General features: G+C 47.3%; 22 protein-coding genes and 1 pseudogene. 6 read left to right on the forward strand and 17 right to left on the reverse strand.

All coding sequences use genetic code 11. From position 1 onward, the window contains the following. The first annotated feature begins 96 nt into the window (after positions 1-96). The 4 genes from M3650_RS12435 (at position 97) to M3650_RS12450 (ending at position 5,132) form a co-directional block, all read left to right on the forward strand. Entirely contained in the window at positions 97-738 is a 642-nt protein-coding gene (locus M3650_RS12435) for a M23 family metallopeptidase (RefSeq protein WP_251575102.1), read from the forward strand. A gap of 57 nt (positions 739-795) precedes the next feature. Then, positions 796-1,374 carry a hypothetical protein gene (locus tag M3650_RS12440; RefSeq protein WP_251575103.1) on the forward strand — a complete coding sequence of 193 codons (579 nt, stop codon included), beginning with the start codon at positions 796-798 and terminating at the stop codon, positions 1,372-1,374. A 432-nt stretch (positions 1,375-1,806) separates the two neighbouring features. Next, entirely contained in the window at positions 1,807-4,107 is a 2,301-nt protein-coding gene (locus M3650_RS12445; protein ID WP_251575105.1) for a helix-turn-helix domain-containing protein, read from the forward strand. A gap of 863 nt (positions 4,108-4,970) precedes the next feature. After that, positions 4,971-5,132 carry a hypothetical protein gene (locus M3650_RS12450; RefSeq protein ID WP_251575106.1) on the forward strand — a complete coding sequence of 54 codons (162 nt, stop codon included), beginning with the start codon at positions 4,971-4,973 and terminating at the stop codon, positions 5,130-5,132. 437 nt (positions 5,133-5,569) lie between these two features. Here M3650_RS12450 and M3650_RS12455 read toward each other — a convergent pair whose 3' ends face one another. The 6 genes from M3650_RS12455 to M3650_RS12480 form a co-directional block, all read right to left on the reverse strand. Continuing rightward, positions 5,570-7,177, reverse strand: coding sequence for an extracellular solute-binding protein (locus M3650_RS12455; protein WP_251575107.1), 1,608 nt, complete (start codon positions 7,175-7,177; stop codon positions 5,570-5,572). A 122-nt stretch (positions 7,178-7,299) separates the two neighbouring features. Next, positions 7,300-8,211 (reverse strand): carbohydrate ABC transporter permease, encoded by a 912-nt coding sequence (locus M3650_RS12460; RefSeq protein ID WP_019421970.1) that lies wholly within the window; start codon positions 8,209-8,211, stop codon positions 7,300-7,302. Between the two features lie 16 nt (positions 8,212-8,227). Next, positions 8,228-9,193: an ABC transporter permease gene (locus tag M3650_RS12465; protein ID WP_019421969.1), complete on the reverse strand. Its 966-nt coding sequence runs from the start codon at positions 9,191-9,193 to the stop codon at positions 8,228-8,230. Between the two features lie 436 nt (positions 9,194-9,629). After that, a complete protein-coding gene (locus tag M3650_RS12470; protein ID WP_251575109.1) occupies positions 9,630-9,911 on the reverse strand; it encodes a hypothetical protein in 282 nt (93 codons plus the stop codon). 38 nt (positions 9,912-9,949) lie between these two features. Beyond that, positions 9,950-10,681 carry a hypothetical protein gene (locus M3650_RS12475; protein ID WP_251575110.1) on the reverse strand — a complete coding sequence of 244 codons (732 nt, stop codon included), beginning with the start codon at positions 10,679-10,681 and terminating at the stop codon, positions 9,950-9,952. Positions 10,682-11,366: 685 nt separating this feature from the next. Continuing rightward, on the reverse strand, positions 11,367-13,658 hold the full coding sequence (locus M3650_RS12480) for a helix-turn-helix domain-containing protein (protein WP_251575112.1): 2,292 nt from the start codon (positions 13,656-13,658) through the stop codon (positions 11,367-11,369). A 234-nt stretch (positions 13,659-13,892) separates the two neighbouring features. On the opposite strand from M3650_RS12480, the pseudogene M3650_RS12485 reads away from it, so the two are divergent. Beyond that, positions 13,893-14,252, forward strand: a pseudogene (locus M3650_RS12485) (alpha/beta fold hydrolase); the annotation flags it as partial. Positions 14,253-14,494: 242 nt separating this feature from the next. Here the strand turns inward: M3650_RS12485 and M3650_RS12490 are convergent. The 5 genes from M3650_RS12490 to M3650_RS12510 all read right to left on the reverse strand — a co-directional run bounded on the left by M3650_RS12490 (position 14,495) and on the right by M3650_RS12510 (position 19,376). Further along, complete coding sequence (locus M3650_RS12490) at positions 14,495-15,538, reverse strand: ABC transporter substrate-binding protein (RefSeq protein WP_285848429.1); 1,044 nt, start codon at positions 15,536-15,538, stop codon at positions 14,495-14,497. 58 nt (positions 15,539-15,596) lie between these two features. Next, on the reverse strand, positions 15,597-16,415 hold the full coding sequence (locus M3650_RS12495) for an ABC transporter permease (RefSeq protein ID WP_019421962.1): 819 nt from the start codon (positions 16,413-16,415) through the stop codon (positions 15,597-15,599). Then, positions 16,412-17,263 carry an ABC transporter permease gene (locus M3650_RS12500; protein ID WP_251575114.1) on the reverse strand — a complete coding sequence of 284 codons (852 nt, stop codon included), beginning with the start codon at positions 17,261-17,263 and terminating at the stop codon, positions 16,412-16,414. The genes M3650_RS12495 and M3650_RS12500 overlap by 4 nt, the downstream gene beginning before the upstream one ends. Then, positions 17,260-18,231, reverse strand: coding sequence for an ABC transporter ATP-binding protein (locus M3650_RS12505; RefSeq protein WP_285848430.1), 972 nt, complete (start codon positions 18,229-18,231; stop codon positions 17,260-17,262). The genes M3650_RS12500 and M3650_RS12505 overlap by 4 nt, the downstream gene beginning before the upstream one ends. 374 nt (positions 18,232-18,605) lie before the next feature. Continuing rightward, on the reverse strand, positions 18,606-19,376 hold the full coding sequence (locus M3650_RS12510; protein WP_251575118.1) for an SIMPL domain-containing protein: 771 nt from the start codon (positions 19,374-19,376) through the stop codon (positions 18,606-18,608). Positions 19,377-19,744: 368 nt separating this feature from the next. Between M3650_RS12510 and M3650_RS12515 the strand changes: the two genes are divergently transcribed. After that, positions 19,745-20,236 carry a hypothetical protein gene (locus tag M3650_RS12515; RefSeq protein ID WP_251575119.1) on the forward strand — a complete coding sequence of 164 codons (492 nt, stop codon included), beginning with the start codon at positions 19,745-19,747 and terminating at the stop codon, positions 20,234-20,236. A 715-nt stretch (positions 20,237-20,951) separates the two neighbouring features. Here the strand turns inward: M3650_RS12515 and M3650_RS12520 are convergent. From M3650_RS12520 to trxB, 6 genes are all read right to left on the reverse strand, one after another. Further along, positions 20,952-21,218 (reverse strand): HPr family phosphocarrier protein, encoded by a 267-nt coding sequence (locus M3650_RS12520; protein ID WP_019421956.1) that lies wholly within the window; start codon positions 21,216-21,218, stop codon positions 20,952-20,954. Between the two features lie 138 nt (positions 21,219-21,356). After that, the gene (whiA, locus tag M3650_RS12525) at positions 21,357-22,289 is read right to left on the reverse strand and encodes a DNA-binding protein WhiA (RefSeq protein WP_019421955.1); all 933 of its coding nucleotides are present in this window, start codon (positions 22,287-22,289) and stop codon (positions 21,357-21,359) included. A 6-nt stretch (positions 22,290-22,295) separates the two neighbouring features. After that, positions 22,296-23,282 carry a gluconeogenesis factor YvcK family protein gene (locus tag M3650_RS12530; RefSeq protein ID WP_019421954.1) on the reverse strand — a complete coding sequence of 329 codons (987 nt, stop codon included), beginning with the start codon at positions 23,280-23,282 and terminating at the stop codon, positions 22,296-22,298. Between the two features lie 11 nt (positions 23,283-23,293). Next, a complete protein-coding gene (rapZ, locus tag M3650_RS12535; protein WP_233695582.1) occupies positions 23,294-24,190 on the reverse strand; it encodes an RNase adapter RapZ in 897 nt (298 codons plus the stop codon). A gap of 28 nt (positions 24,191-24,218) precedes the next feature. Further along, positions 24,219-25,169: an ROK family glucokinase gene (locus M3650_RS12540; RefSeq protein WP_251575121.1), complete on the reverse strand. Its 951-nt coding sequence runs from the start codon at positions 25,167-25,169 to the stop codon at positions 24,219-24,221. Positions 25,170-25,363: 194 nt separating this feature from the next. Beyond that, positions 25,364-26,329 carry a thioredoxin-disulfide reductase gene (gene trxB / locus M3650_RS12545; protein ID WP_233695581.1) on the reverse strand — a complete coding sequence of 322 codons (966 nt, stop codon included), beginning with the start codon at positions 26,327-26,329 and terminating at the stop codon, positions 25,364-25,366. Positions 26,330-26,392 lie beyond the last annotated feature (63 nt).

Here is a 26,392-nt window from a genome sequence, read left to right on the forward strand (position 1 = left end):
AAACATTCAATAAATTTAAGCCAAACAAATGATATACAGACACAAGCAGTACCCATTATGATATGGGTAAATTTAACTACAAAGGAGGTATTCGTTATGATAAGAAACCTTGTGGCTGTGTTCGCACTGATTGCATTAAGTTTTGCTTCCCTTTCTGCAACGACATCCGCAGCGAGTACATACAATTGGCCAGTGCCTGATTCAACCCGAATCACACAAGGTTTTAAGGGAGCTGCTCACAAAGGCATCGATATCGGAGGCAGAAGGGCCGGCGTAGCCGGCGACACTATCGTGGCCTTCTATGGCGGAAAAGTGGCGCGAGCCGGCTGGTCCACCAGTTATGGATGGGTTGTCTACATTCATCATTCCATTAATAATACAAATTATCAGTCCAGATATGCACATATGAACAAAACCCCCGTGGTATCAACAAATAAAAATGTGGCAAAGGGAGCCAAGCTGGGGGAAATGGGAAACTCGGGCCAAGCGCAGGGGGTTCATTTGCATTTCGAAACGAGAAGATGCAGCGGAGCTTGCTTGACAGATAATTCTTCAACTGCAGTAGATCCAATCTCTAACTTCTTTCCTGGATATAAAAATAACGTTCCTGCCTCCACTGCCCCCGGTGAAAAAGCCGATCACGACAATGAACTTGAAGTGTTCTACAGCATGGAGGAGATTCTTGACATGAGCATGGAAGAACGAGTTGCCAAAGGCATTCCGTTCGAATCACATTAGAATAACATTGCCATTCCCGTCCTCTGATGGGTACGGCAGAGCCGAGGTGCATGAAGAATGAAAAAAATAATTGCGGTATGTATGGCAATCTTGCTTATTGCAGGGTGCAGTGCCTCCGTGCAAACGGGCGCGAAGGAACAGAAGAACACATCCGTAACGGTCGCCACTATTTTAGATGTGCTTCGTGTGACGGCTCCTGACAAGCTAGCAGGCGAACTGCTTCAAACATCGAACAAAATATCCTTATTCTTATGGTTGCGGGACGTGGAGAATTGGACAAATCAACTGCTCCGTTACTCGCAGCGTCTCACATTGACGGAGAAAGATAAACAATTACTCACGGACTCGCTGCAGGATTATTATAGCGGGGAACAAGCTCTGCGAATATTTGACTCCTACTTTCAGAAGGGATCTGACGGAACATACACGTTCAAAGAACAGGAATCGTTCGGCGTGCTCACTTCCATTCAATTCGCCTTGCAGGTCAATCTGAAAGAGGCGGATGGACGGTATCACATCGGCATAACAGGCAAATACAGCGACAGCCTCGAGGAATTAATGGAGTCGGAGGTTGAAGAGCGCATAGCGGTGCTGCAAGACAAATTGCTGATCGATAGCGTGGAACCCGTAAGATAATATTGTTGAATGAATAAACAAAAAAAGGGCCGCATCGCTTCCGAGACGATGCGGCCTATATATGTTCTAGGGGTAAACTGTAAACCATGAGAAAGATGAAACGGATTTCCTTGTGCAACGGATGACTCCGGCTAACCAAGGTCCAAGATCAATAATCGATTGCTTGGCAACCCTCCTTTACAAGAACTCATCTGTCATTCGGTCCATAATCAGAATACTAGAGCTACATTAAAGAAATCTGAAGTGAACCTTAAAATTAGATAAAAGAGGATTATAAGCCTTGCCATTCCCTTTACAGGTGCAATCGTTTACAATAAAAGTGTTGCGTTTTTATAACAACCTCGCCTCTTTGCGCACTTTATCGGATACCGACGAGTTGTCGGACACATCCGTTTTTTTGTATACAGCTATGATACACAGGGGGATGCGGAAATGAATTGGAATCACTTCAAATCGAAGCTGTTGTTAACGTACATTTTCTCGTATGTCTTAATCTTTCTCATCCCGTTGGTGGTGCTGACCTTCTTCATTTATCAGAACGCCGTCAATAACTTGCGCTCTGAAATCGAACAATCGAATGTCAATCAATTGAACCAAGTCAAGCTAAATATCGACGCCCGCATGACCGAACTGCGCGATATCGCCACCCGGATTTCCTACGACGATCAGTTGACTCCATATATGGTGCGCCATCCTTACTATACGCGCGAAGCGATTCAAGCGCTGGACAAGTACAAGGCGAATAGTTCAATACTGGACGAGGTCTTCTTGTATTTCCGCGGCGACGATGTCATTTATTCCTCCCGAGGGTTAACGAGCCTAGATGTGATGTTCGATCAATCGTACCTCTTCGAGGATTGGAGCCGAGAAGACATTGTCAAGGATTTGAATCAGGTTACTTATCCAACGGTTCGCCCGGCGGACTCGGTGAGTACGAACATGCACCTCAAGAAGTCGTTGCTCGCTTATCTCGTGCCTGTTACACCGAACAGCTCGTATCCGCATGGAACCGTACTGTATTTAATGGAAGAATCCAAGCTTACGGGACTAATGGACTCCATCCTGAATGACTTTAATGGCAATAGCTACATTTTCGATCAAGACGGCCGGGTTCTGGCTCGCAACAATAATGGGACCGCAATTCCTGCAGATGAGGTGCACGTCCTGACAGAACTGGGCCCTGGCATCCACAGCTTGGCGTTGGACAACAATCCGCATTCCGTCGTCGCGGTCAAGTCCGAATTGAACGGCTGGACGTATGTGACCGCTATGCCGAGCGATCAATTTTTCGGGCGCGTCTTCCATATCCAGACGTTTTTCCTGCTTGCCTTCGTCGTGGTGGTCTTGGCCGGTATTTTGGCGGCTGTCCTCCTGGCCAAGAGACAATATCATCCGATCCATGATCTGATGGAATTCGCCAAGCTGAACACAGACTCCAACACACCAGCTCCGGCGAAATCACGCAACGAGCTGGAATGGATACGCCAGATGCTGCACGAGTACAGCACCCGTGTCGATATCCAGGAACCGTATGCGCGGAACCAGTTCCTGCTTATGCTCTTGAAGCATGGGACACCTGAGGATCAGGAATCGGAGCGGCTAATGGAGATGTTCGGCATCGAACTGCCTGGCAGCCATCACTTCGTCATTGCTATGGCGTGGGACGAATATCCAGGCATACCGCAAACGGCTCAGGATCGCCAAGAAATCAGTCAATTGTTGACCGAGGTGGAAATTCCAGAATATAAGGCGCACGCTTACGGCGTCGAGCTGCCGCAGTCTGATCAGATCGCGCTTATCGTCAATATGTACGGGGAAGAGGAAGACAAGCTGTCGCCGAACTACCGGATGGAGCAGATCGTCGAAGCGTTGCGCGTCATCGTGATGGAGAGCTCTCACCTTATCCCGTCATTCGGGATCGGCACTAGCTATCCCAGTCCAGCGTTGCTGGATCAATCCTACATTGAGGCAGCTTCCGCGCTGGAGTGCCGCATGGCGAACGGCAAGGGCAGTACGACCTACTTCGAGAAGCTATCCCAGACGCCTAATGACACCTTCTGGATACCGAAGGATGCGCTGCTCAAGCTCGTCCAAAGCTTGAAGCACGGTAATGAGATCGTCGCTGTGCAAATGATCGGAACCATTTTTGCCAATGTGAAAATGCAGTCGTTGTCCGTGTCGCTCTTGCGTTGCATCTGCTTCGACATTTTAAACACGCTGCTCAAATCAGCATCAGAGCTTGGCATGGACGAGTTCGTTCATGATATACCGAACTTGACTTCCTTCGAGTCTCTGGAGGAGCTGGAACAGAAGCTGTGCTCGCTCGCATCCAAGATCTGTAAACAAGTGGAACAGAAAACGGAATCCGAACAGCATTCGCTCATGGATGAAATTATTGCCCATGTCGATGAGCAATATGCCAATTACAATCTTAGCCTGGAGCAGCTCGCGCAGAAATACTCTATCTCTTCATCCTACTTAAGCCGCGCATTCAAAGAGAAGACAGGCAGCAATTTCTCGCAATATATCTGGCAGCGCCGGATGGATGAAGTCATCCGGCAGTTGCTGACGACCAGCGATCCGTTGAAGGATATCATTGTGCGAGTCGGTTATTTGGATACGCCGAACTTCATCCGCAAGTTCAAGAAGGAAACCGGGTATACCCCAGGTCAATACCGAAAGCTGCATGCCACCGATGCGACAGCGGCAGCAGCGGACGCCGACGAAGATTGATATAAGCTTATTAAAAAATAACCGTTCGCCAATCCGTTCTAGCACACTGTCCAACCTTCCAACAATATTTCCAGGGTTCAGGACAGAAAGTGGGCGAGAATTTGCCTTGTCGCACCGTGCTTCAAGAGATTAGGGCAAGTGTAGTGCTCATTAGTAGCTGTGGACATTCTACGTACGAGTTGGATTAGCGAATCGTTGCTTCCAGGTTATACTTTAGCATCAAGCGACGAGGTACAAAACGATGACAACGATCCGAAATCCGACGTAGTGCCGGTTATTCTCGCAAACCACCGATACATCAGAAAAAGGCGTGAAAAGGGACTGGGAGCAACGTGGATCACATGCACACGTAACTAAACCCTATTTCCTTGTTACGATTACCAAAGATTCATGAGAATTTCGCAGAGCTATTTTATCTCAATTCACTAGGAGCACCCGGCTCCATTTTTTATATATTTTCCTTAATATAATATAAAACATGGTATATACTTTTCTTGTAATTAATTCAAAAATATTGAGATGGCTGTATGAAAAAAGTATTGAAATATCTTCAATTGCATTAGCTTTAGCGTTTAATATGTTTGCATTAAGCGCATCAGCGGAATCTACAAATGATCAGGAAGTAACCGGTAATTTTAGAGCCCTAGTGTTGAATATACTGTTAAAGGGTATCACAAAGCTGAACTTAAGACTGCATGTAAAGCTATAAAAAGAGATTATGAATACTTAGATAAAGGTTGGTTTAGAGATACTTTATATACGGCTTCAAGTTATGATAATAATGGCGGGACTGAATATTGGTTGTATGATAATCCGTTGTAATAGTCATTAAATCTCCCCTCAGTGAGGGGGGATTTAAAAAAATGAAAGCCACTTTAGAGAATAATAAGATAATTATATTAGATACAGGACAATATTTTTTAGAAAAATTTGAAGAATTTGAAGAATTTGATTATCCAAAAAATAATATGGAAGTTGCTATAATAATCAAATATGAGCCCCTCGGACTCCCTTCCTGCAGATAACTCACTTCACTTTTGTGCTTATAGAGTATCTCTTTACAGTTTTAATATCTGTGCAGGGGTGGGTCTCCCCAGTTCACTGCATTATCTTTTTATCCCATGCCGATCCCCGTACGCCGGAGGATTCTTCACTGCTGCCTATACAGTTTCCTTGGCCTTCGCCCATATAAACGGGGCTCGGCTTCCTCTCGTCCCTCTTGCGAGGCCTTTTTGACGACGCGGCAGGATTCACTTCATGTTACGGCCTGGCATATTGCTCGCCCTGTCTCTGACAAGTACTTTCGTCGATACGCTTCTACACACGGGTTTCGTCATACGTAGGTCCCTAGTTACAAAGGTGGCTTGGCCCCTCCTTCGGCTGGACTTGCACCAACAAGATAATGCGTGCCTCTGGGCGCGCCTGAAATTAAAAGGCCGGCAAATCTGCCGGCCCGACTTTATTACTTACTGGAGTTCCATTGGTCATAGGCAGCTTGGTAAATTTCAACGATGCGCTCGCCGCCCATTTTTTTGCAAGTTTCAATATATTTATCCCAGTTGCTTAGAGGTTCTTGTCCCGTTACGAATTTCGCTTCCATTTGCTTCACATACGTATCCAAGTCGGAACGCAAGCTGGACGCTTCTTGCTGATCTTCCTGAGACAAGTAGACGCTAGGGAAAGGCACTTTACTGATCGGAGCTATTTTTTCTGCCGTTTCCTTTTTGAGCCATGCTTCGAATTCGCCCTCGAAACCGCGCTTCACATTGTCATTCGACAATTTTGGAACAACGGTAGCATAGTCAGGCGTTAATGTCGCCCGATATTCTTCACGATCACCGCCGCCTGGTACAGGCAACCATTCCTTCGTATGATCGTCTTTGTTCACATACTTCCAGAGGATGCCTTCAGGACCATTGCTAAGCAGTTCAGCACCTTCTTCGGAGTACAAATAATCAACCCAACGAATTGTAGCTTCAGGATTTTGGTTCTTGTTCGTGATAGCGAATGCGCCTTTAGCCAGACCCGGGTGCTTCGCAGCTACTGCCGGAACGTTACTATTCACTGGAGCGTACATTGGATCCGTCATGTTAGGTTCTCCGCCCAATGTGAAGTAAGCATGGTAGTCAGCGAACAAGCCGACTTGGTTGTTTTTACCTTTCGCTTTCTTCTGTTCGTCCGTTTGCGAGAATGTTTCCTTATCCAGCAATCCTTCGCTCCACAACTTGTTCAGGAATGTCAGATACTCCTTGTATCCTGGTTCCATCGGCGTATAGTGGACTTTATTTTCCTTATCGGCATAAATGACTTCGTTATAAATCCCCCAGGAACCCAGCAGCCACATACGGAGATCGTCCAGTTTAACGGAAGTGAGCGGAATTTCATCTTGTTTGCCGTTTCCATTCGGATCCTCTTCTTTGACGCGTTTCAAGTAGGTGTACAATTCGTCAGTTGTGGACGGAACCTTGTCCATGCCGAGCGCTTTCAAGAACTTGCCGTTGTACCACATTGGACCGCGATACCAGCCAGCATCCAAATCAATGTTCGGCAAGGAATAGATATGACCGTCAGGTGTTGTAATCGATTTGCGGATATCTGGATTATCGTCAAGTATTTTCTTAAGGTTTGGCGCATAATTCTCAATCAAGTCTTCCAATGGAAGCAAGACGCCCTGTCCGCCGTAGTTTACTTCGTCTGAAGCCTGCAGTTGTCCTGAGAAGAATACATCCGGATAGTCACCACTTGCAAATACTAGGTTTCTCTTTGTATCAAAGCTGTCGATTGGAGCGTTGCGGAATTCAAGCTTGACGCCCGTCATTTCTTCCATCTTTTTAAAGAACTCCATGTCCTTCCAGTTTTGAATACCTGCATCTTGACCCATCATCGTCAATGTGATCGGTTCTTTTACGATTGGGAAGCCTTCCTTGTTTACATTGCTTGCGGTTTCTTCACCGCTCTTGTTGCCTCCAGCAGCAGGCGTGTCCGATGACCCGCTTCCGCAACCGGCGAGAAGTGTGAAGATCATGGTCATGGACAACAGCATTGCCCACGTCTTTTTTAGCTTTTGCATTGCAAGATCCTCCCTTTTTATGAATATCATTATACCTCTTGGACTTGCATATTTATAATAATCAAAGACAAGAAATCTTTGGTTATCATTTTCGGCAACCTATTGCATAGGAGATATAGCTATTAACCTTTGACGGAACCAATCATGACCCCCTGCACGAAGTAGCGCTGCAGGAACGGATAGACAGCGATTACCGGCAAGGTTGAGACAATGATGACCGCATACTTGACCAGTGAAGCCACCTCTGCCTTGTTGTTGAGCGCCGCAGCGACCGATGCGTTAACCGCCGCACCTGTTGTCTCCGCAGACATTTCCTGCAGAACGAGAATCTGGCGCAAAATCATCTGCAGCGGATATTTTGCCTCTTCGTTCAAATAAATGAGAGCTCCGAAGTAACTGTTCCAATGACCGACGCCATAGAATAAGGCCATAACGGCGATAATTGGAGCCGACAGCGGCAATACGATCTTGATGAACAGCCTCATGTTGGTACAGCCGTCGATATGCGCTGCCTCCTGCAATTCCTTCGGTATCGTGGACTGGAAGAAGGTCCGCGCCACGATGATGTTCCATACAGAAGCTGCCCCCGGCAAAATTAACGCCCACATGCTGTTGATGAGTCCCAAGTTCTTAATCAGCAAGTAGCCCGGTACGAGACCGCCGCCGAAGAACATCGTGAACATGAACATTGCCATGAAGAAGCCGCGACCGATGAAGTCTTTACGGCTCAACGCATATGCCGCAGGCAAGGTCACGAGCAGGTTAACTGTCGTGCCGATCACCGTATAGATAATGGTATTTTTATACCCCGACCATATTTTGGCATTTTCAAACACTCTCAAGTAGCCGTCGAACGTAATTCCTTTCGGCAATAACCACATTTCACCCGAGTTGACCAGCTTAGGATCGCTGATGGATGCACTGATGATGTACAACAGCGGATACGCTACAATTACGAATGCCAGTAAGAGATAAATATAGTTGCATACAATAAATATTTTGTCCGATCTTGTTTCTTTCACGACAGCAGCCATGTGCCACTCCCTCCTTCTACCACAGACTTGTTTCGCTAGTACGACGCGCAATTTGGTTGACTGTGACGAGCAAGATTGCGTTAACCACCGAGTTGAACAAGCCTACAGCGGTGGAGAAGCTGTATTGAGCATCTATCAGACCGGAACGGTATACGAAGGTCGAAATAACGTCTGATGCTTCCATGTTAAGCGGGTTCTGGAGCAGCAAGATTTTCTCGAAGCCAACACCCAGAATGCTGCCCATGTTCAAAATGAGCAAAATCGTAATCGTCGGTACAATGGTCGGAATATTAATGTTCCAAATCCGTTGCCACCGGCTCGCACCATCCATAACCGCCGCTTCATGCAGCTGCGGATCGACACCGGACAGAGCAGCCAAGTAAATGATGGTTCCCCACCCCGTACTCTGCCACACACCGGACAGGACGTACATAGTCTTGAACCACGCCGGGTCCGTCAGGAAGGATGGCGCGTCTATACCCAAGAAAGTCAGAATGTGAATGATAATACCTGACGAAGGCGACAAGAACGTAATGATAATACCAGCCATAACGACCACGGAAATAAAGTGTGGCGCGTATGTTACCGTTTGCACAGTTCTCTTGAAGAAGCCGTCCTTCACTTCGTTAAATGCTAATGCCAATATGATGGGAAGCGGGAAGCCAATCGCCAATTCGTACAGGCTGATGCTGAGCGTGTTCCACAACAGATCCCAGAAATAGTAGGAGTTAAAAAATCGTTCGAAGTGATCGAATCCTACCCAAGGGCTCCCCATAATACCCTTTGCCGGGATAAAGTTTTTGAAAGCAATTTGAATCCCGTACATCGGACCATAGTGGAAAATGAGGAAGTAAAAAAACGCAGGTGCTATAAACAAATACAGCTCCCAGTTTTGCAGCATTTTTCTCCAGGTTGATTTCTTTTTAATTATAGTTGTCGGTTCCACGTTCATTGAAAGGGCACTTTGTCCGTTTCCTTGCATCGTGTCCACTCCCTCCTTTCAAAGTTTCGCGTATCTATAATTGTCGCTGCGCTGGCAGTGCTTGCGATTTTCCGTTTCGTTCCTGCTAGCGCTTACATGTATTATTGTAGGCATCCGCCTGCTGTACCGTAAATATGTCGATTCCGCATTGTCATTTTAAAAGCGCTCTCAACCCGCGTGGTTGCTCGCTTTTCAATATTTGGAGAGCACTACAAACAAGCAGCTTTCTAGTGTAAAATTGGTCAAAATTGATGTTAGCGATAACACAACAAATTCAACACATTTGCATATTTGCTGATTACAATGGCCCCCCGAGCGCGCAAAGAGACCGCCGGAAAATAATCCTTGGCGGTCTGACGATTCAACATTTATTCGTATCTTCCGTTGCGGCAGCTTTCACGAATCCGATTGTCTTTTGCTTATTATCATTTATCGTTCAGGTTATGATTTTACATACAAACACAAGCACGATGACGACCAATCCAAAAGAGATAACACCTGCAACCTTAGTAGGGTGAGTTAGTTTGTAGCTGTTAAACGGAGTTATTCGATTTACAGTGAACCAAAACAAATAGGTGCCTAATAATAGGATCAGACCCCCTAAAATCATATTATCCATTGAATTAGCAAGGCCCAAGACATGCTCAACAAAAAGAACCCATAGATAACCTAAAAAGGCATGTATAACGATTGAAAGCGCCCATTCTTTAATGTTCATAAACATCCCCTTATTTAAAGGTGAAAGCAGAAATATATTCAATCCTCAACAGGACACCTGCTATTCCATCTCCCCTCTACACATATTTTATACGGGGGTACGTAACAACCTATAATTGTTGCCCCGGCGCATATAAGTTTTCCGTAGGGCACTTTGTCTGCAAATATACAGGCCGTCCCTACCATCGCTGCACATTTTCCATCATAGTTGTCCCCTCTGTCCTCATATTTTGTACATTGCCAGCAATAGGTATCAGATAAGATAGTATCGCTGTTTAATTCTTGTAACTCTTGAGCTTCATTAGTAATAGCCGAGAAATATTTTTTGAGGTTTTCATTGACTGCGTAAGAATGCAGGATACTTTCAGCATGATCTCTCAGGTATACTTTTCCATCAGAATATGAATTACTATAGTCTATTATGAAAGTTTCGACTTCTTGTTTGTTACTATCATAGGTAAAGGTGAGGAGCGAAGCTAATTGAATTGTATTCTTTACCTCTAACCCATATTCAAATTCAAATTGAGCAATATAGCCGTATGGTTTATTGTTCTCATCACGAAGATCATTCACTAGCTTAGGTTCAACGTGTAGTAAATTATTCTTGTATTTTACATAATTCAAATCACTTCTTACCATTTGCAGAAACTCTTCCTTACTAGGAAATGCACTACTTTCGGTTGCAAAAGAATTTACACTGAAAAAGACACCGCTGATCACAAGCACAGCTAACAACATACTTAACGTTTTTTCGATAATATTTCTCCTCATTTGTACTTGCCTCCTTTTTAATTGTTAAATATGGAAACCAAGCCCAAATCCCTGTATTATTTACGTTGAAAAAGGAAGGAGAAATGAGCTTTAACGCCTACCACCAGTATTCTTTCAGCTTTAAAAGTCCGGAGTGCTTCTGTAATGTGGAACTAGAACGCTCAGCACTGCAAGAAAAAGAGAAGTAGCACATATGCGTTACTTTGTGTGATATAAACGATTCAGACTAACTAACGTTTATGAAGTTCTTTGATAAGAAAGTCTAAGGGGATCATTCATGGTTAATGTGTATATTATTTTCGATATTCTTATGCGCTCAATAACAGGGGGGAATTAAGTTGAGTAAATGAAGTGGGTTCAATTATTACTTTTATCGTGTTTATTGGAGTTGTAAAAAACATACCATATATGCCCAAAAATGTAAAGCGGGATAGCGATAAAGATAACTGCTCGATGGGTAGCTGAGCCTGTGACGAGGGAATAGTCTTCTGACGGATAGTGTCATGGACTTTAACAGCAAATAGAGGTTTTTCGGTAAGTCCGCAGAAAGAGAATTTCAATTCATAATTTAGAACGATAGCCTGTATGTGACATATTATCCCCTCCTGTGATTAGCGTTGATGTGATGACTTAGCTTGACCACAAGGAGGAGAATACGTCGATATTTTTATATTCATACGATTGCCTAAATTCCATCCTCATCCAAGCCGGCAGAGACTTCGCCTGCCCCGTACAGCTTCCGGTATTGTCCCGGTGTATACCCGGTTTCCTTCTTGAACTTGCGGATAAAGTTCGGCACGTCCAAATAACCGACACGCAAAATAATGTCCTTGAGTGGCTCGTCACCGCTCTTCAGCTGGCGGACGACCTCATCCATGCGCAATTGCCACACATATTGCGAAAATGTCTGACCGATCTTCTCTTTAATCGAACGGCTCAAATAGGAGACTGATACTCGATAAACCCCTGCTAGCCGCTCAAGGCTAAGCTCATAATCTGAATAGTGCTGCTCAATGTACGCAATGACTTCATCGGTGAGCGAGCGCTGCTCCGTCTCTTGCAGCTGTTCCACTTGACCACAAATGTAGATAGCCAGCTCGCACAGCTTCGCTTCCAGCTGCTCTAACGTCTCGAAGCTCGTCAAATCCGGCACACGCTGCGCCATCTCCGCAAGCCCTAGCTCAGATGCGGCCTTCAGTACCGTATTAAGCAAATCAAAGCACATGCAGCGCAGAAGCGCGATCGACATATCTTGACTATGCAGCTTGCTGAACAGGGCGCCAATAGTGGCGACCGCCACGTTGGCGTTGCCTTGCTTCAAGCTCTGGGCCAGCTTAATGAGCGAGTCCTTCGCAATCCAGAAGTCATGATCCTGTTCATGAGACAGGTTGGAAAAGAAGGTGACGCTGCCCTTTCCGTTCACAATCCGATATTCGAGCGCAGACGCAGCCTCGATGTAGGATTGGTTCAATTGTTCGGGACCGGCATAGCAACCGCCGATTCCCATCGTCGGCACGAACTGAGTATGCTCCAAGACCATGCTCTGCATCTCTTCGATGATCGATTCCACACAGATTTGTTCATTATCAGCCTCATCCGCAGTCATGCTGACAATAAGAGCAAGCTGATCGGGCTGCGACAATTCCACCCCATATACAGTCGCTTGCGCATGGCTTAGTTGAAGTTCGGCAAGCTTCTGCCACAGCGCCTCCCGACTGTCCACGGAAAAAGGCAATTCCTCACTATAATCCCAAGCCATAATAATGACGAACAAGCGGTTGCCCGGCGTGGAGGCGCCGATCATACGCAGCATGTCTTCCGCTTCCTGGCGGCTTGGAGCCCCGCGTTTCAGCAGTGTCAGAAGACACTGGTTCCGCGCATACGGCTCTTGCAGATCGACTTGATTCTGGTAGGACAACAGCGTTTCCCGTATCCATTCCAGCTCGGTTTTCCCTTTCGGCAAGACGTGCTCTGAATTCTTCTTTAGATTGGCAAACTCCATCAGATCGCGGATCGGGTGGTACTGCCGCCGAGCCAGCTGCACGGCCAAAATAGAGCCAAAGATAAGGACGACGCCAAATATCATGAAAATAAACGTTTGGATATGCACGACACGGCCAAAAAACTGTTCCGATGGCATCGCTGTAACATAGGTCCAGCCATTCGCTTCCGATTTGACGGCTACGACGGAGTGGTCCACATTACCGAAATTGGCGCTATGAATGCCGGAGGGTATTGAGGCTAGCTTAGCCATGTCAGCCTCAACCATCGCATCCCCACGGCTTGTCGCGGCAAGTACTTGGCCATCCGCACCAAAAATATAAGCGTTTCCTTCGAAGTTACCGAGAACCGAATTCATAATTCCAGTAAGCATTGACTCTTCAATGAGATACATGACCGTACCGTGGGAATAAGTCTGATTCGGCGGTATTGGAACGAGATAAGCAAGCATTCGGTTTTTCGCATTCCTGTTCACCGTAACCGAATCGGACGGACGAAGCGTCGGGAGGTTGACCGCGTTCAAGTCCTTGCTGAATGTCTCCTTGTCCCAATTCATAAACGAATAGCTGTGATCGATGAGCGTATCGATGGACATCAGTCCTCTCGAAGAGTATATGATGTCATCGCCGCGAAAATATAAAAACAGCTCATTGATGATGGAACTGTTCGCTTTGTACTTATCCAAAGCCTCGATCGCTTCGCCGCTATAATAGAAGTGCTGTACCATATAGGGTGTCAGCTTGTTGTCGAAGCTTATTCGCGCGGCGATTTCGCTCAATTCCGCCATCCTGCCATCGATGTTCATTTTAGCTTGTTCCAGGTGGCTAATGCCAGATTGTTCAATTTCGGAGCGCAAGTTATTGACCGCGTTCTCATAGATAATAACCGTCATAATAATTATGGGAACCAGAAAGATCGATAAGTACGACAAAATATACTTTATCAGCAGCTTGGATTTAAAATGATTCCATCGCATCTTCCGGTCCCCTCCCATAGTTCTATGTCAATGCGTGCAAGTTGTAGGAAAAAGGCTGACTTTTATTGTAAGCGTTTTATATTATACCATACTGAAACCTATTCTTATATAAAATTCGACAAATTATGACTCTCACCATTCGACAAGCATATGTTAATTGTTGCTTAATTACAAGCTTTGTATTATTATTCCACTATATTCGAACAATCGAAATTGTGAGAGGGGATTTTATCGATGGCAAGCTTTGTGTTGGTGCATGGCGCATGGGACGGCGGCTATGTGTAGAAGGACGCAGCGGCGCTGCTGCGCGACGCGGGACATGAGGTATATGTCCCTACTCTGACCGGACTCGGTGAACGAACGCATTTGGCGCATCCCGATGTAGGACTGACCACTTTTATTCAAGATATAGCCGGGGTCATTCAATACGAAGATTTACAAGATGTCATCCTGGTCGGCCATAGCTACTCCGGAATGGTCATTTCAGGGGTAGCCGAACGATTGCCTGACCGCTTGAAGCATCTTGTCTATGTTGATGCGGTCGTTCCTTATGACGGCGAGCCCATAGCGAGCATATCGGGCCCCCATATGGCCGGAACATCGTTCCGGCAGCCTCGTCAACCTTCATATTGCCTGGCGTCTACCACCAAATGGCTGAAAAGTCGTAGCCCACCAACATCAATGTTCTGAATCTATCGAAATCTGCGACAATTTTGTCTTTTCCTTTGCTGGTGAAGCTTAAGATGCCCCAATTCCCATTGCCAAAATCTTACAAAAAGAAAGAAGCTTGATAACGCAGACTTTGGGTCTACGCCACCAAGCTTCTTGAATCTCTATTATCGGCCGCTCTTCAGTTCTGTCCAGAGACGATCGTACAATTGAAGGTGCTTGCCCACATCAATCAGCCACTCCGTCCGTTTCAACTCGTCTTCCGACAGGTTGATCATTGGATTATCCAAATATTCCTTGCTATGGAATTCCTTTGCCTTCACGATCGGGTTGCTGTAGCCGATCGATTCGTAGTTCTTGGCGCTGTTTTCCGGATCCAGCATGAAATTAATGAACTTTTGCGCCAGCTCTTTATTTTTCGTTCCCTTTGGGATCGCATAGTTATCCGACCAGATCGTGCCGCCCTCTTCAGGCACCACATACGCCACATCCGGGTTCTCTGCTGCGATTACCGCCGCGTCCCCAGACCATACCGTTCCGATCCAACCCTCTTCCGCAATCATCTTCTGCTTAATGTTGTCGGTGTCGAAGGCCAGCACGCTTGGCACCAGCTTGCGCAAATCGTCAGCCGCCGCATGGATGTCCGCCTCTGCTTGCGAGCTATTCGACTTGCCGGCTTTCTTCAACGCCATGCCGATAATTTCACGGTTGTCATCGAGCAGCAGCACTTTGCCTTTATATTCGTCCTTCCACAGATCGGACCAGCTCGCAGGCGTTTCTTTCACGTATTTTTTGTTATACGCGATCCCCGTAACGCCCCATGTATACGTGATGGAATATTTGTTGCCCGGATCAAATTCAGGGTTCTTGAAACGATCCGCTGCGTATTGGAAATTCGGAATTTGATTTAAATCAAGCGGTTCAAGCAGATCCTGCTTAATCATGCTTGCCACCATATAATCCGAAGGCTGGATTAAATCATAATTCGCCCCGCCGGCTTTCAGCTTCGCCAGCAGTTCCTCGTTGTTGGCAAAAATGGCATAGTTCACTTTTACGTTATTCTCCGATTCGAACTGCTTAATCATGTCCATATCGAAGTTGTCCGCCCAGCTATACAGATTGAGCGTCTCTTGCTTCGAAGAGCAGCCTGCCAGTGCGGTAAGTGCCAACATCCCGGCCAATACGACCGCGAACCATTTCTTTTTGTTCAATTTACTACCCCTCTCTGATCCTGCATATTCCTGCAGATTTTCATCATGAAAAAATATATTAGAACGGCAACATGGAACTCCGTTCGTTTCCGTTGCCGCGGTTCAATAACCACTGCGCCAGCACAATGAGCGCAACGCTGACGATAATCATCAGCGTGCACAGCGCATTGATCTCCGGTGAAATTCCCCGCTTGACCAAGCCATAAATATAAATAGGCAAAGTGGTCGAATTCGGTCCGGCGACAAAGAAGCTGATCATAAAGTCATCAATCGACAAGGTGAAGGCCATAATCGCACCAGCCAGAACACCCGGCCAGATAGACGGCAACGTCACGAAGCGGAACGTCTGCCACGGCGATGCGCCAAGGTCGGAAGCTGCTTCCTCCAGCTGCTTGCCCATATTGGCCAAGCGCGACGATACGATAACGTACACATACGAGATGCTGAACGTAATATGGGCGATAATGACCGTCAGCTTTCCAAGCGGGACTTGAAATTGGCTGAACAGAACGAGCAGCGACAGCCCCATAATAATATCCGGCACAATAATCGGCAAATATAGGAGCCCGATGACGCCCTTCTTCTTGCGGCTTGCCATACGGCGAAGCGCAAGTGCAGCCATCGTACCGAACACGGTCGACACAACCGTTGAAATGACGGCAATTGTTAAGCTGTTCCCAAGTGCTTCCATCACTTGGCGGTTATCGAACAATGAACCGTACCATTTCAATGTGAATCCGCTCCAGTTCGAATTGATGCGCGAGTCGTTGAACGAATAGATGATAATCATCAAGACAGGCACATAAATGAACAGAATCAACAAAGCCGAATGGAACGCGAGCAGCGGATGCTGCTTCCCTTTGCCTGCAGCCTTCATACTCTCGCCTCCTTCGATGCTTCATAACTGGAGCGAAGAGCCCGATTGAACAGCCCGATAATAATAAGCGAGCTCAGCACGAACAAGACCGATAGCGCAGATCCATAAGGCCAATCGCGCGCGCCGAGGAATTGGTTCTGAATAATATTGCTGAGCATCTGCGCTTTGGCGCCGCCGAGAATATCGGTGACAACGAACATACCTGCCGTTGTAATGAACACGAGCACACTCCCGGTCATGATGCCCGACTTCGTCTGTGGAAGCGTAATATGCCAGAACGACTTCCATCGCGTGGCTCCTAGGTCACTTGCCGCATCCAGCAAGCGATTGTCCATCTGCTCCAGAGCGACATAAATGGGCAGCACCATGTACGGAATGAACGTGTAGACCATCCCGAGCAGAACAGCTCCCTTCGTATAGAGCATCTGAAGCGGTTCCTCTATAAGCCCAATATCGATTAAGGCATTATTCACCACGCCTTGCGTGCGCAACAACAGCACCCATGCGTATGTCCGAATGAGGAAGTTAATCCAGAATGGAACCGTAATCAGAATAAGCCACAGCTTCTGCCGATTCGGACTTGCGTTCGAAATATAATAGGCTAGCGGATAGCTTAGCAATAAACAGATTGCCGTCGTCAAGACCGACAGCCACAACGTATCCCAATAAATACCCAAGTATAGCGGGTCAAAAAAGCGAGCGTAATTATCCAACGTAAACGAATATACGACATTGCCTAACTCGTCGCGTTGCATGAAGGACACGGCAATGACGGCCACCATCGGCACGACGAGAAAGACCGTTAGCCACAACACGACCGGCGCAATGATGCCGAAGGAGCGTTTCATGGGCCGATCATCACCTCATCCTGAGCGTTCCAGTTCACACCGACGCGCTGTCCAATTTCCCACTTCCGTTCATCCGTGAAGTCCAAGGCGACGGTCACATTCGTCTGCTCATGCGCAAGATGCACGATCAGCTTATGAATGTTCCCTAAATAGACGATATCTTGTATAATGCCAGATTTGCGTGCATCCTCCGGTTCAGCCGCAACACGAATCTTCTCCGGACGAACGGCAAACATATGCTCTTCATGAAAAACATTGTTCTCCCCAACGAATGTTGCTGCAAACAACGTCTCCGGGCGTTCGTATATCTCTTTTGGCGAACCCACTTGTTCCACGCGTCCATTATTCATAATAACGATACGATCAGACATCATCATCGCTTCTTCTTGATCATGCGTCACATAGACGAAGGTAATCCCTAGATTGCGCTGCAGTTGTTTCAATTCACCCTGCAAATTTTTGCGCAGCTGCAGATCCAATGCGCCGAGAGGCTCGTCTAACAGCAATACCTTCGGATGGTTCGCAATGGCACGCGCAATCGCGACACGTTGCTGCTGTCCACCTGACAGCTGATGCGGAAAACGCTTTGCCAGTGGTGTAAGCTGGGTCAGACGAATCGCATCCGCAATCCGCTCACGCTGCTCCGCTTGCGGGACTTTTTTCATTTTAAGGCCAAACTGAATATTCTGCTCCACGGTCATATGCGGGAACAGTGCATAATGTTGAAAGACTAGATTCAAGTTGCGCTTATTCGGAGGTAAATCGGTAACATTTTCTCCATCAAGCCGAATCTCGCCTGTCGTTGGTTGTTCAAATCCTGCAATCATGCGTAAAATGGTCGTCTTACCACAACCACTCGGACCGAGCAGCGTTAAAAATTCCCCTTCGTCAATCTTAAGCGACAAAGGATGCACAACGGGTTGCCCGGCAAAATGCTTTTCCACATTTACCAGTTCAATCATTAGCATCAACCCCTCATATCGTCAGCCTATCATGTAGAAACGATGCTGTATTGTGAGAAATGTAACGTTCTTATCCATTAAGCAAAAAAAGCCATATCCATTGGTATGGCTTTCCGTCCAGAGCACGTTGGCGTTTTTGCATATCCAATATACATCGTTTTTTCTGACGATACAACTATTTTTACGTAATTTCGACAAAAACATACATCCAACTTCAAGGGATTGACGCATTTCCACCATGTTAAGGTCTGCAATCCACTTATTTGAACGAAATCGGTATTTTCCGAATCCCCTTTCACATTCTAGGGCTTATGGCATCAAAAAACAACCCCCAAACCGCATTCTGTTGATCTGCGCGTGGGGGCTGCCATCGTTCCGTATTATTTCATTTGAAATTGTACTTGCACTTGCGAGCGCAGCTTCACTAGTCCCCCTTGCGGAGACGACACGCTATTCGATGCGCTGTCTGCTACCTTCATCTGCTCCGACATGATTCTCACTGGAGTCCAATCTGCGCCGGACTCGACAATCGTGATCGCCATGCCTGCTTCCCGATTAGCTGCTTTCGCTAACGCTTGAGCTTTCTTCGTCGCATGCTGTACCGCTTTCTCCAGCACCTGAGTCTCATAATCCGATCGTTTCTCTGTGTCATAATTAATCTGCATGATGCGGTTCGCCCCTGCACTCGTAGCGGCATCGACCAGACTGCCCAAGCGGGCAAGGTCGCGATAAGTCACTCGTACCGCATGCTGCGCTTGATAAGCGACAACCTTAGGCTCCGTATTCTCGGCGTATTTGTATACCGGATCTACAGAGAAATTGGTTGTTTTCAAATCTTTGTCCTGCACCCCGTATTTTTGGGTGAGCACCTGCTTCACCTTATCGAATGCAGCCGCATTCTTCTGCTGTGCTTCCGCAGCCGTATTGGCACGGGTCTCCACTGCGATATCCACATACGCCACGTCCGGTGTCACTTCTATCTCACCTGTACCCGAAACACTAATCGTATCCTTCAGCATCACTTGTTCCCCTGCCGCATGAACTGGATTAGGCGCAATCACCCCTGACACTCCCACCAACATCGCACCAACTAACACGACAGCTGCCGCCGTCCGACGCCAAGACGTCATTTGCACCCTAACCTGACCCATATCCATTCCCTCCGCATCGTTTAGATTTAAGATTGACTAACCTCTTGTCTTCTAAACGTTACCAAGGGAAATTATGTTGCAAAGCTTGCGACGAAATATCGAAATGAATTTGCGATGATCTTATTTTCCGGACGCCATCGTTTTTTAATTCAATGTTCCACAACAATTATCAAGAATTAATTACCATTTCACAGAAAAACACAAACTTCAAACACTCGCGCGATATACGTTGTCAATGATATAAAATATTTGAAATAGAATACATAAATTTTCATATTTTACTTTGATTAACCTATTTCTAGCTTGCAGGTCGTGGTATGTTATAGGCGCAAACATATCCTAATTGTTGATAGAGGAGGTAATTTTTGTTGTTTAAGAACAAAGTGAAACAAACTCTATTAGTTGCGCTTGCCGTCAGCATGCTGGCGCCTGCCTCTCTTTTTGCCAAGTCGGCCAATCAAGAACAATTGGACCGCATATACGGTCCCGACAGCGGCTATTCCGCGATTTACAAGAAACCGTTTCAGACGCTCGGACCCGCTTTATATTTATGGTCGTCCTCATTTTCAACGACAACCAGCCATCAAATTAAAGAGGATATAACGATTCCAAGCGACTCCGTCCGGAGTACCATTTATGTGAATGCCAGCTCGGAGAAAAATACAGGCAGCAACAGCACTTATGAAATGCATTTAGAAATGTATGTTCCGTGGAGCGGCTGGATCCTTCAGCAAACGAAGTCGGGTGAAGTAGGTTGGCAGAATGAGCCATTTTATTTCTATAAAGTGAAGGCCGGAGAAACGTACCGTCTGCGCATCAAAGGAAACGTCAAAGGCTCAATCGATGTATTCAATCAATAAGTCATACACATAACTTGAACGGCAACAAGGACCTGGGTATTCCCCAGGTCCTTGTTATGTTCTACAGCGGTTTCCAGAACAGTTCACCCGCCAGCATCCCCCCGATGCCTTCGATCGCTGTCCGCGCCTCACTATTCGAAAAACAACAGTTCTCTTCGCACCTGCCAACGCTCTCCAGAAATCGCCTTGAGGCATACTTTCCCTCAAATAGGTAGAACATTGACTCTTCTCATTAACGAAATGTTCCGTTCGTGCAGTGGCATGCGCAGACTGACGGTGATCCGCATCAACCTCCGCTTTGTTTCATTCTCCCATTCCGTCAGGAAACGGCACGATCAATTTACCACTCTCATTGACTTCCAATCTTAATCGCCGCTTCATGCCATGGTATACGGACACGGCACGTGCCTTTTCCTCGACGTTATCCCTCCTGACTGTACGGGAGAATGGACATAAGGGCCATTACATATTCCCGTTTGAAAGGGACGAGGGCTGCCAGCTTCCATTCTGAATGAAGGGGAGAGTGAGGCAATGAATGGAACAGGCATGCCTTCTCCGGCATGGATAAAGTTACGTTTTGATTTTCGCTCCACAGAACTTAAACAGTCCTTAAAAACAAAAAAAAGAAAGAGCCTTGAGGCTCTTCTCTTCTGTGGGTAGCTGTGGGTAGCAGCTGCGTATCATTCATACGTAAATCAAATCGCGTTAGTAACGATTAGTTCTCCAATTCTTCCTTGCTCACGAGCACGACTAAAGCGCTTACAGCCTGATCGGCGTCCGCACCGTCGGCCGTAATGGTAATGGTCGTACCGGAGCTGATTGCGAGACTCATGATCCCCATAATGCTCTTCGCATTCACTTTCTTATCTTCTTTCTCAACGAAGATATCCGAAGAATATTTATTCGCTTCTTGAACGAACAAGGCCGCAGGTCTAGCGTGCAATCCTGTCTTCAAACGTACGACAACTGGTTGTTGAGCCATGCGAATCATACCCCCTATATTTCATGTATAGTTTACTTTAACACAAATTTACGCCGCTTTGCTTCATTTTATCACATTATAGCATTATAAACGATTTTAAACTAGGAATAAAGTTGTTTCACTTCGTTTCCCAAACCGTTATCCGTTGCGAATTCGCTCGGCCAGCTCATCGATTTTGCGCAGGCGATGGTTGACGCCTGACTTGCTCACCTTTCCTTTAAGAAGCTCTCCTACTTCCGTCAGGTTGATATCCGGATGCGCCAGACGCACTTCAGCCACTTCTCGCAGCTTCTCTGGGAGCTGTTCTAAGCCCAATTCCTTCTCAATCAAGCGGATATTATCAATCTGCCTTACAGCAGCACCTATTGTCTTATTCAAGTTTGCGGTCTCACAATTCACAATGCGGTTCACGGAATTGCGCATATCGCGCATAATCCGGACATCCTCGAATTTGAACAGTGCTTGATGCGCCCCGATAATATTAAGGAACTCGATGATCTTCTCGCCCTCTTTAATGTACAGGACGAAGCCCTTCTTCCGCTCAATGAACCGCGCATTCAGATGGAATTCATTGGCCAAGTCCACAAGCGCCTTGCAGTGCTCTTCATACATCGAAGAAATCTCCAGATGATAGGAGGATCCTTCGGGATTGTTCACCGAACCTCCTGCCATGAATGCTCCGCGCAAATAAGCCCGCTTACAGCAATTGTGCGCGATTATCCGTTTCTCTATACCATCCGTGAACTGAAATCCTTCCGATACGATGTACAGCTCATGGAGTATCTCCTGCACGCGCGTCGGAATGCGCACGATATAGACGTTATTTTTCTTCAAGCGCATTTTTTTACGAACGAGAAGTTCAGTATGCACCTGAAAATACTTTTTAATCAATGTATAAATGCGGCGGGCAATCGCTGCATTTTCCGTCGAAATATCCAAAATGATTTTGCGATTCGAGGAGAGCTGTACTGAACCATTCATACGCATAAGCGCTGACAGTTCCGCCTTTTCGCAGCACGGTTCGGATTCAACCATTGTTAATTCTTTTTTCGTCTGTGCCGCAAAAGACATCGTCACTCACCTCTTTCGTAGCATCCAATTCTCCACCAGCTGATATATATGATGGCTAAGTTTATCCGCATCATGACGCAAATACGTTCGGAATAATACTAACGAGTCCGCAATGACCTTGTAGCCTCGATTCGTCACTTCCTCCAAGTCCAAATGAACCGCCTTTGCCCCTTGTTCGGCATAACGATCCTGTACTTGCGGCGGTATTTCTCCGTCGTTGACAATGACATAGTCGAACATCTGAGTGCCGACATGCTGCTGTACGGCCATCAAGTGATCGCTCACCGCGTAATCATCGGTTTCTCCCGGCTGAGTCATTACGTTGCATACAAATATTTTCACCGCATCGGATTCCCGTACCGCCTGAGCCAGCTTCGGAACAAGCAAAGTTGGAATAATGCTGGTGTATAAGCTGCCTGGACCCATCAGAATGGCATCCGCTTGTTCCAGCGCCGCTACCGCTTCCGGCAGCGCCTCCACGTATTCAGGCTCAAGAAACACCCTGTTAATTCGTTGCCCTGCCTTTGGAATGGACGATTCCCCTTCGATAATCGTTCCATCGGCCATCTCTGCCTTCAGCACCACTGCCTGATCAGCCGCCGGAAGCACACGTCCCCGGACAGCCAACACACGGCTTAATTCTCGTATTCCAGATACAAAGTCTCCGGTAATATCGGTCATTGCCGCAAGAATCAAGTTCCCCAAGCTGTGACCAGCCAGACCGGAACCGTTCTGGAAGCGATACTTCAACATTTCAGACAGAGAGGGCTCGACATCGGCCAGCGCTGTCAACACGCTGCGAATATCCCCCGGAGGCGGCATCTGTAATTCACTGCGCAGAATGCCTGAGCTGCCCCCATCATCCGCCACTGTAACGATGGCAGTAATATCAAGCGGCTTCTCTTTGAGCCCGCGCAGCATGACGGACAGCCCCGTTCCGCCACCCATCACCACGATACGCGGAAGTTCACGCTCTTCTCCTTTACGTGCCATAGCGACCTCCACTAATGTCGATCCCGCTCGGCATCACGGTGACTCACACGAACGACTTCCGTGTCGCTGGCGCCGATCATACGACCCAAATATTCTGCCACGGCAACGGAACGATGCTTTCCACCGGTACATCCGATACCGATTACGACCTGACTTTTCCCTTCCTTACGGTACTGCGGCAGCAGGAAATTAAGCATATCGAGCAGCTTCGTCAAAAAAGCCTGAGTCTCCGGCCATTTCATGACGTAGTCGTATACTTCAATATCCTGTCCCGTTCGAGGACGCAGCTGTTCAACATAGTGCGGATTTGGCAAAAAGCGTACGTCAAATATTAAGTCCGCATCGATTGGAACACCGTATTTGAAACCGAATGAGGTCACATTCACCGACATCGTGCTCTGATCCGTATGCGTGAACCGGGACACGATTCGCTCTTTCAGCTGCGCGGGCTTTAGATTGCTCGTATCAACGACCTGCGTCGCCCATCCTTTCAAATCCTCCAGCAGCTTCCGCTCCTGCTTGATGCCCTCAAGCGGCAGCCCGTTCGGATAGAGTGGATGACGACGGCGGCTTTCCTTGTAACGTTGCACTAATACCGCGTCGGTCGCATCCAAGAACAAAATTTCACAATTAATCGTATAGTGCTCTCGGATATAATTTAAGGATTCAGATAAGGCCGTAAAAAATTCACGCCCTCGCAAGTCAATAACGAGCGCTACTTTCCCGATCTTCCCTTTGGATTGCTCAATAAGCTCTGCAAACTTCGGTATGAGAACCGGAGGCAAATTGTCCACACAGAAAAATCCAAGATCCTCCATGCTTTGAACTGCTATTGTCTTCCCTGCACCGGACATCCCTGTAATAATGACGAGTTTCGCGAGTGCTGTCATCTCTGTCGATTCGATCATCGTTCGTCCTCTCCCTTACCGTCGCCGACTACGAACGCAAGAACAAACCTGCCGCACCAATCATACCTGCATCATTGCCAAGTTCCGCTGGAACAATCGATACGCCGCGCGTAACCGGATCAGGTGTTAGTTTCATGAACGTTTCACGGATTTGGTCAAATAAGAACTCGCCGGCTTTGGACACGCCGCCGCCAATAATAAACCGTTCCGGATTCAGTGTCACTGCAACAGCAGCCATCGATTTCCCCAAATAATAAGCAGCGCGGGAGACGATTCGGCTGGCCACTTCGTCGCCGGCTTTGGCAGCGTCGAATACATCCCTGGCCGTAATGTCTTCCACTAAGGAAAGCGAAGTGCGATCACCGCGTTCCACGGCATCTTTCGCCATGCGAATAATACCTGTTGCCGAAGATACGGTCTCCAGACAGCCCATCTTGCCGCATCCGCACTGAATCGCTTCCAAATCCGGAATAACGGCGATATGGCCGAGCTCTCCAGCTAATCCGGCGAAGCCTTGAACGATCTTCCCATGAATAATAATCCCACCGCCAACACCTGTGCCCAGCGTGTAGCAAACGCAGTGGTCGATTCCTTTGCCCGCTCCGCTCCATGCTTCGCCAAGCGCGGCAACATTCGCATCATTATCGATCTTGACCGGCTTGCCAAGACGTTCTTCCAATATGGAACGAATCGGCACATCCTTAAATCCTACGTTGGGCGCCAGCACGATAACGCCTTCCTTTACATTCGTAAATCCTGCAACTCCCGCGCCGACTCCAGCCACTTGGCTCCAATCGTAAGGCGACTCCTCCACGATTTGGCGAATATATTTCTCGATGTTATCCATGACGATATCGGGACCTTTGGGAACCTCTGTCGGCCCTTCAAACGTTTGCAGAAGTCGTCCTTCCGCATCGCAAATACCGACTTTGATTGCCGTACCTCCCAAATCGACACCCACGTAGATTTGCTCAGACATGCGTCATCCACCTTTTACTCATAATCGTATGGTACTTCAGTACCCACTATACGCGAACCCTTTAGTCAGGTCAAGAGAACGGCCTGCCGTTGAAATGGATCCGAAAATCGGAAAATCATGATGAAAAATACGGAGCCCGCGGGCTCCGTTCATCCAAAATGTAATAGGAAAAACCGACGGAACGGACCGCTGATTTAGTTGCTCAACGTGCTGCTCCAGTCATGCGTCATGCTGCCTTCGAGGAATTTCTCGCAGTCGAGGGCGGCTTGGCATCCGGAGCCCGCGGCGGTAATTGCTTGGCGATATTTCATATCATGAACGTCGCCGGCTGCGAATACGCCTGGAATGTTCGTCTCGGACGTGCCTGGCTTCACGACGATATAGCCTTGGTCGTTCAACTCAACGTTCCCTTTCAAGAAATCTGTATTCGGCTTATGGCCGATAGCGACGAACAACCCGTCCGTTTCAATTATTTCCTCGGCACCTGTTTCGTTGTTCTTCACTTTCAATCCGGTAATGCCCATACCGGTTCCAACGACTTCAAGCGGCGTTCGGTTCAAAGCCCATTTGATCTTGCTGTTGTCCTTTGCACGATCCTGCATAATCTTCGAAGCGCGCAGTTCATCACGGCGATGCACTAGCGTCAGCTCGGAAGCAAAGCGAGTCAAGAAGTTCGCTTCTTCCATCGCCGAGTCCCCCCCGCCGATTACGACAATTTTCTTCCCGCGGAAGAAGAAGCCGTCGCAAGTCGCGCAGGCACTTACGCCTTTACCCAAGTTCTCCTGCTCGCCCGGGATGTTCAGATATCGTGCGGAAGCACCAGTCGCTACGATTAACGATTCAGTCACAATCTCTCCGATGCCTTCCACTTGAAGCGTGAACGGGCGCTTGGACAAGTCCACGTTCGTAACCCAGCCCGACTTGAACTCCGTGCCGAAGCGTTCGGCTTGCTTGCGCATGTTGTCCATCAGTTCAGGACCCATGATGCCTTCAGGGAAGCCTGGGAAGTTCTCTACATCGGTCGTCGTCGTTAACTGACCACCTGGCTGCGGACCTTCGATTACGAGCGGGTTCAGACTGGCGCGCGCCAAGTAGATTGCCGCAGTATATCCTGCAGGACCCGTGCCGATTACAACCGATTTGTATACTTTGTTTTCCATAGAAGTGAGGCCTCCCTCAGTATAGTGTGGTGTAATAAATACTTGTTAAAAAAGTGAATTTTC

Origin of the sequence: Paenibacillus sp. MER TA 81-3 (genome assembly GCF_023713585.1) — a bacterium.
In the GTDB taxonomy this organism is placed as follows: domain Bacteria; phylum Bacillota; class Bacilli; order Paenibacillales; family Paenibacillaceae; genus Paenibacillus_B; species Paenibacillus_B profundus.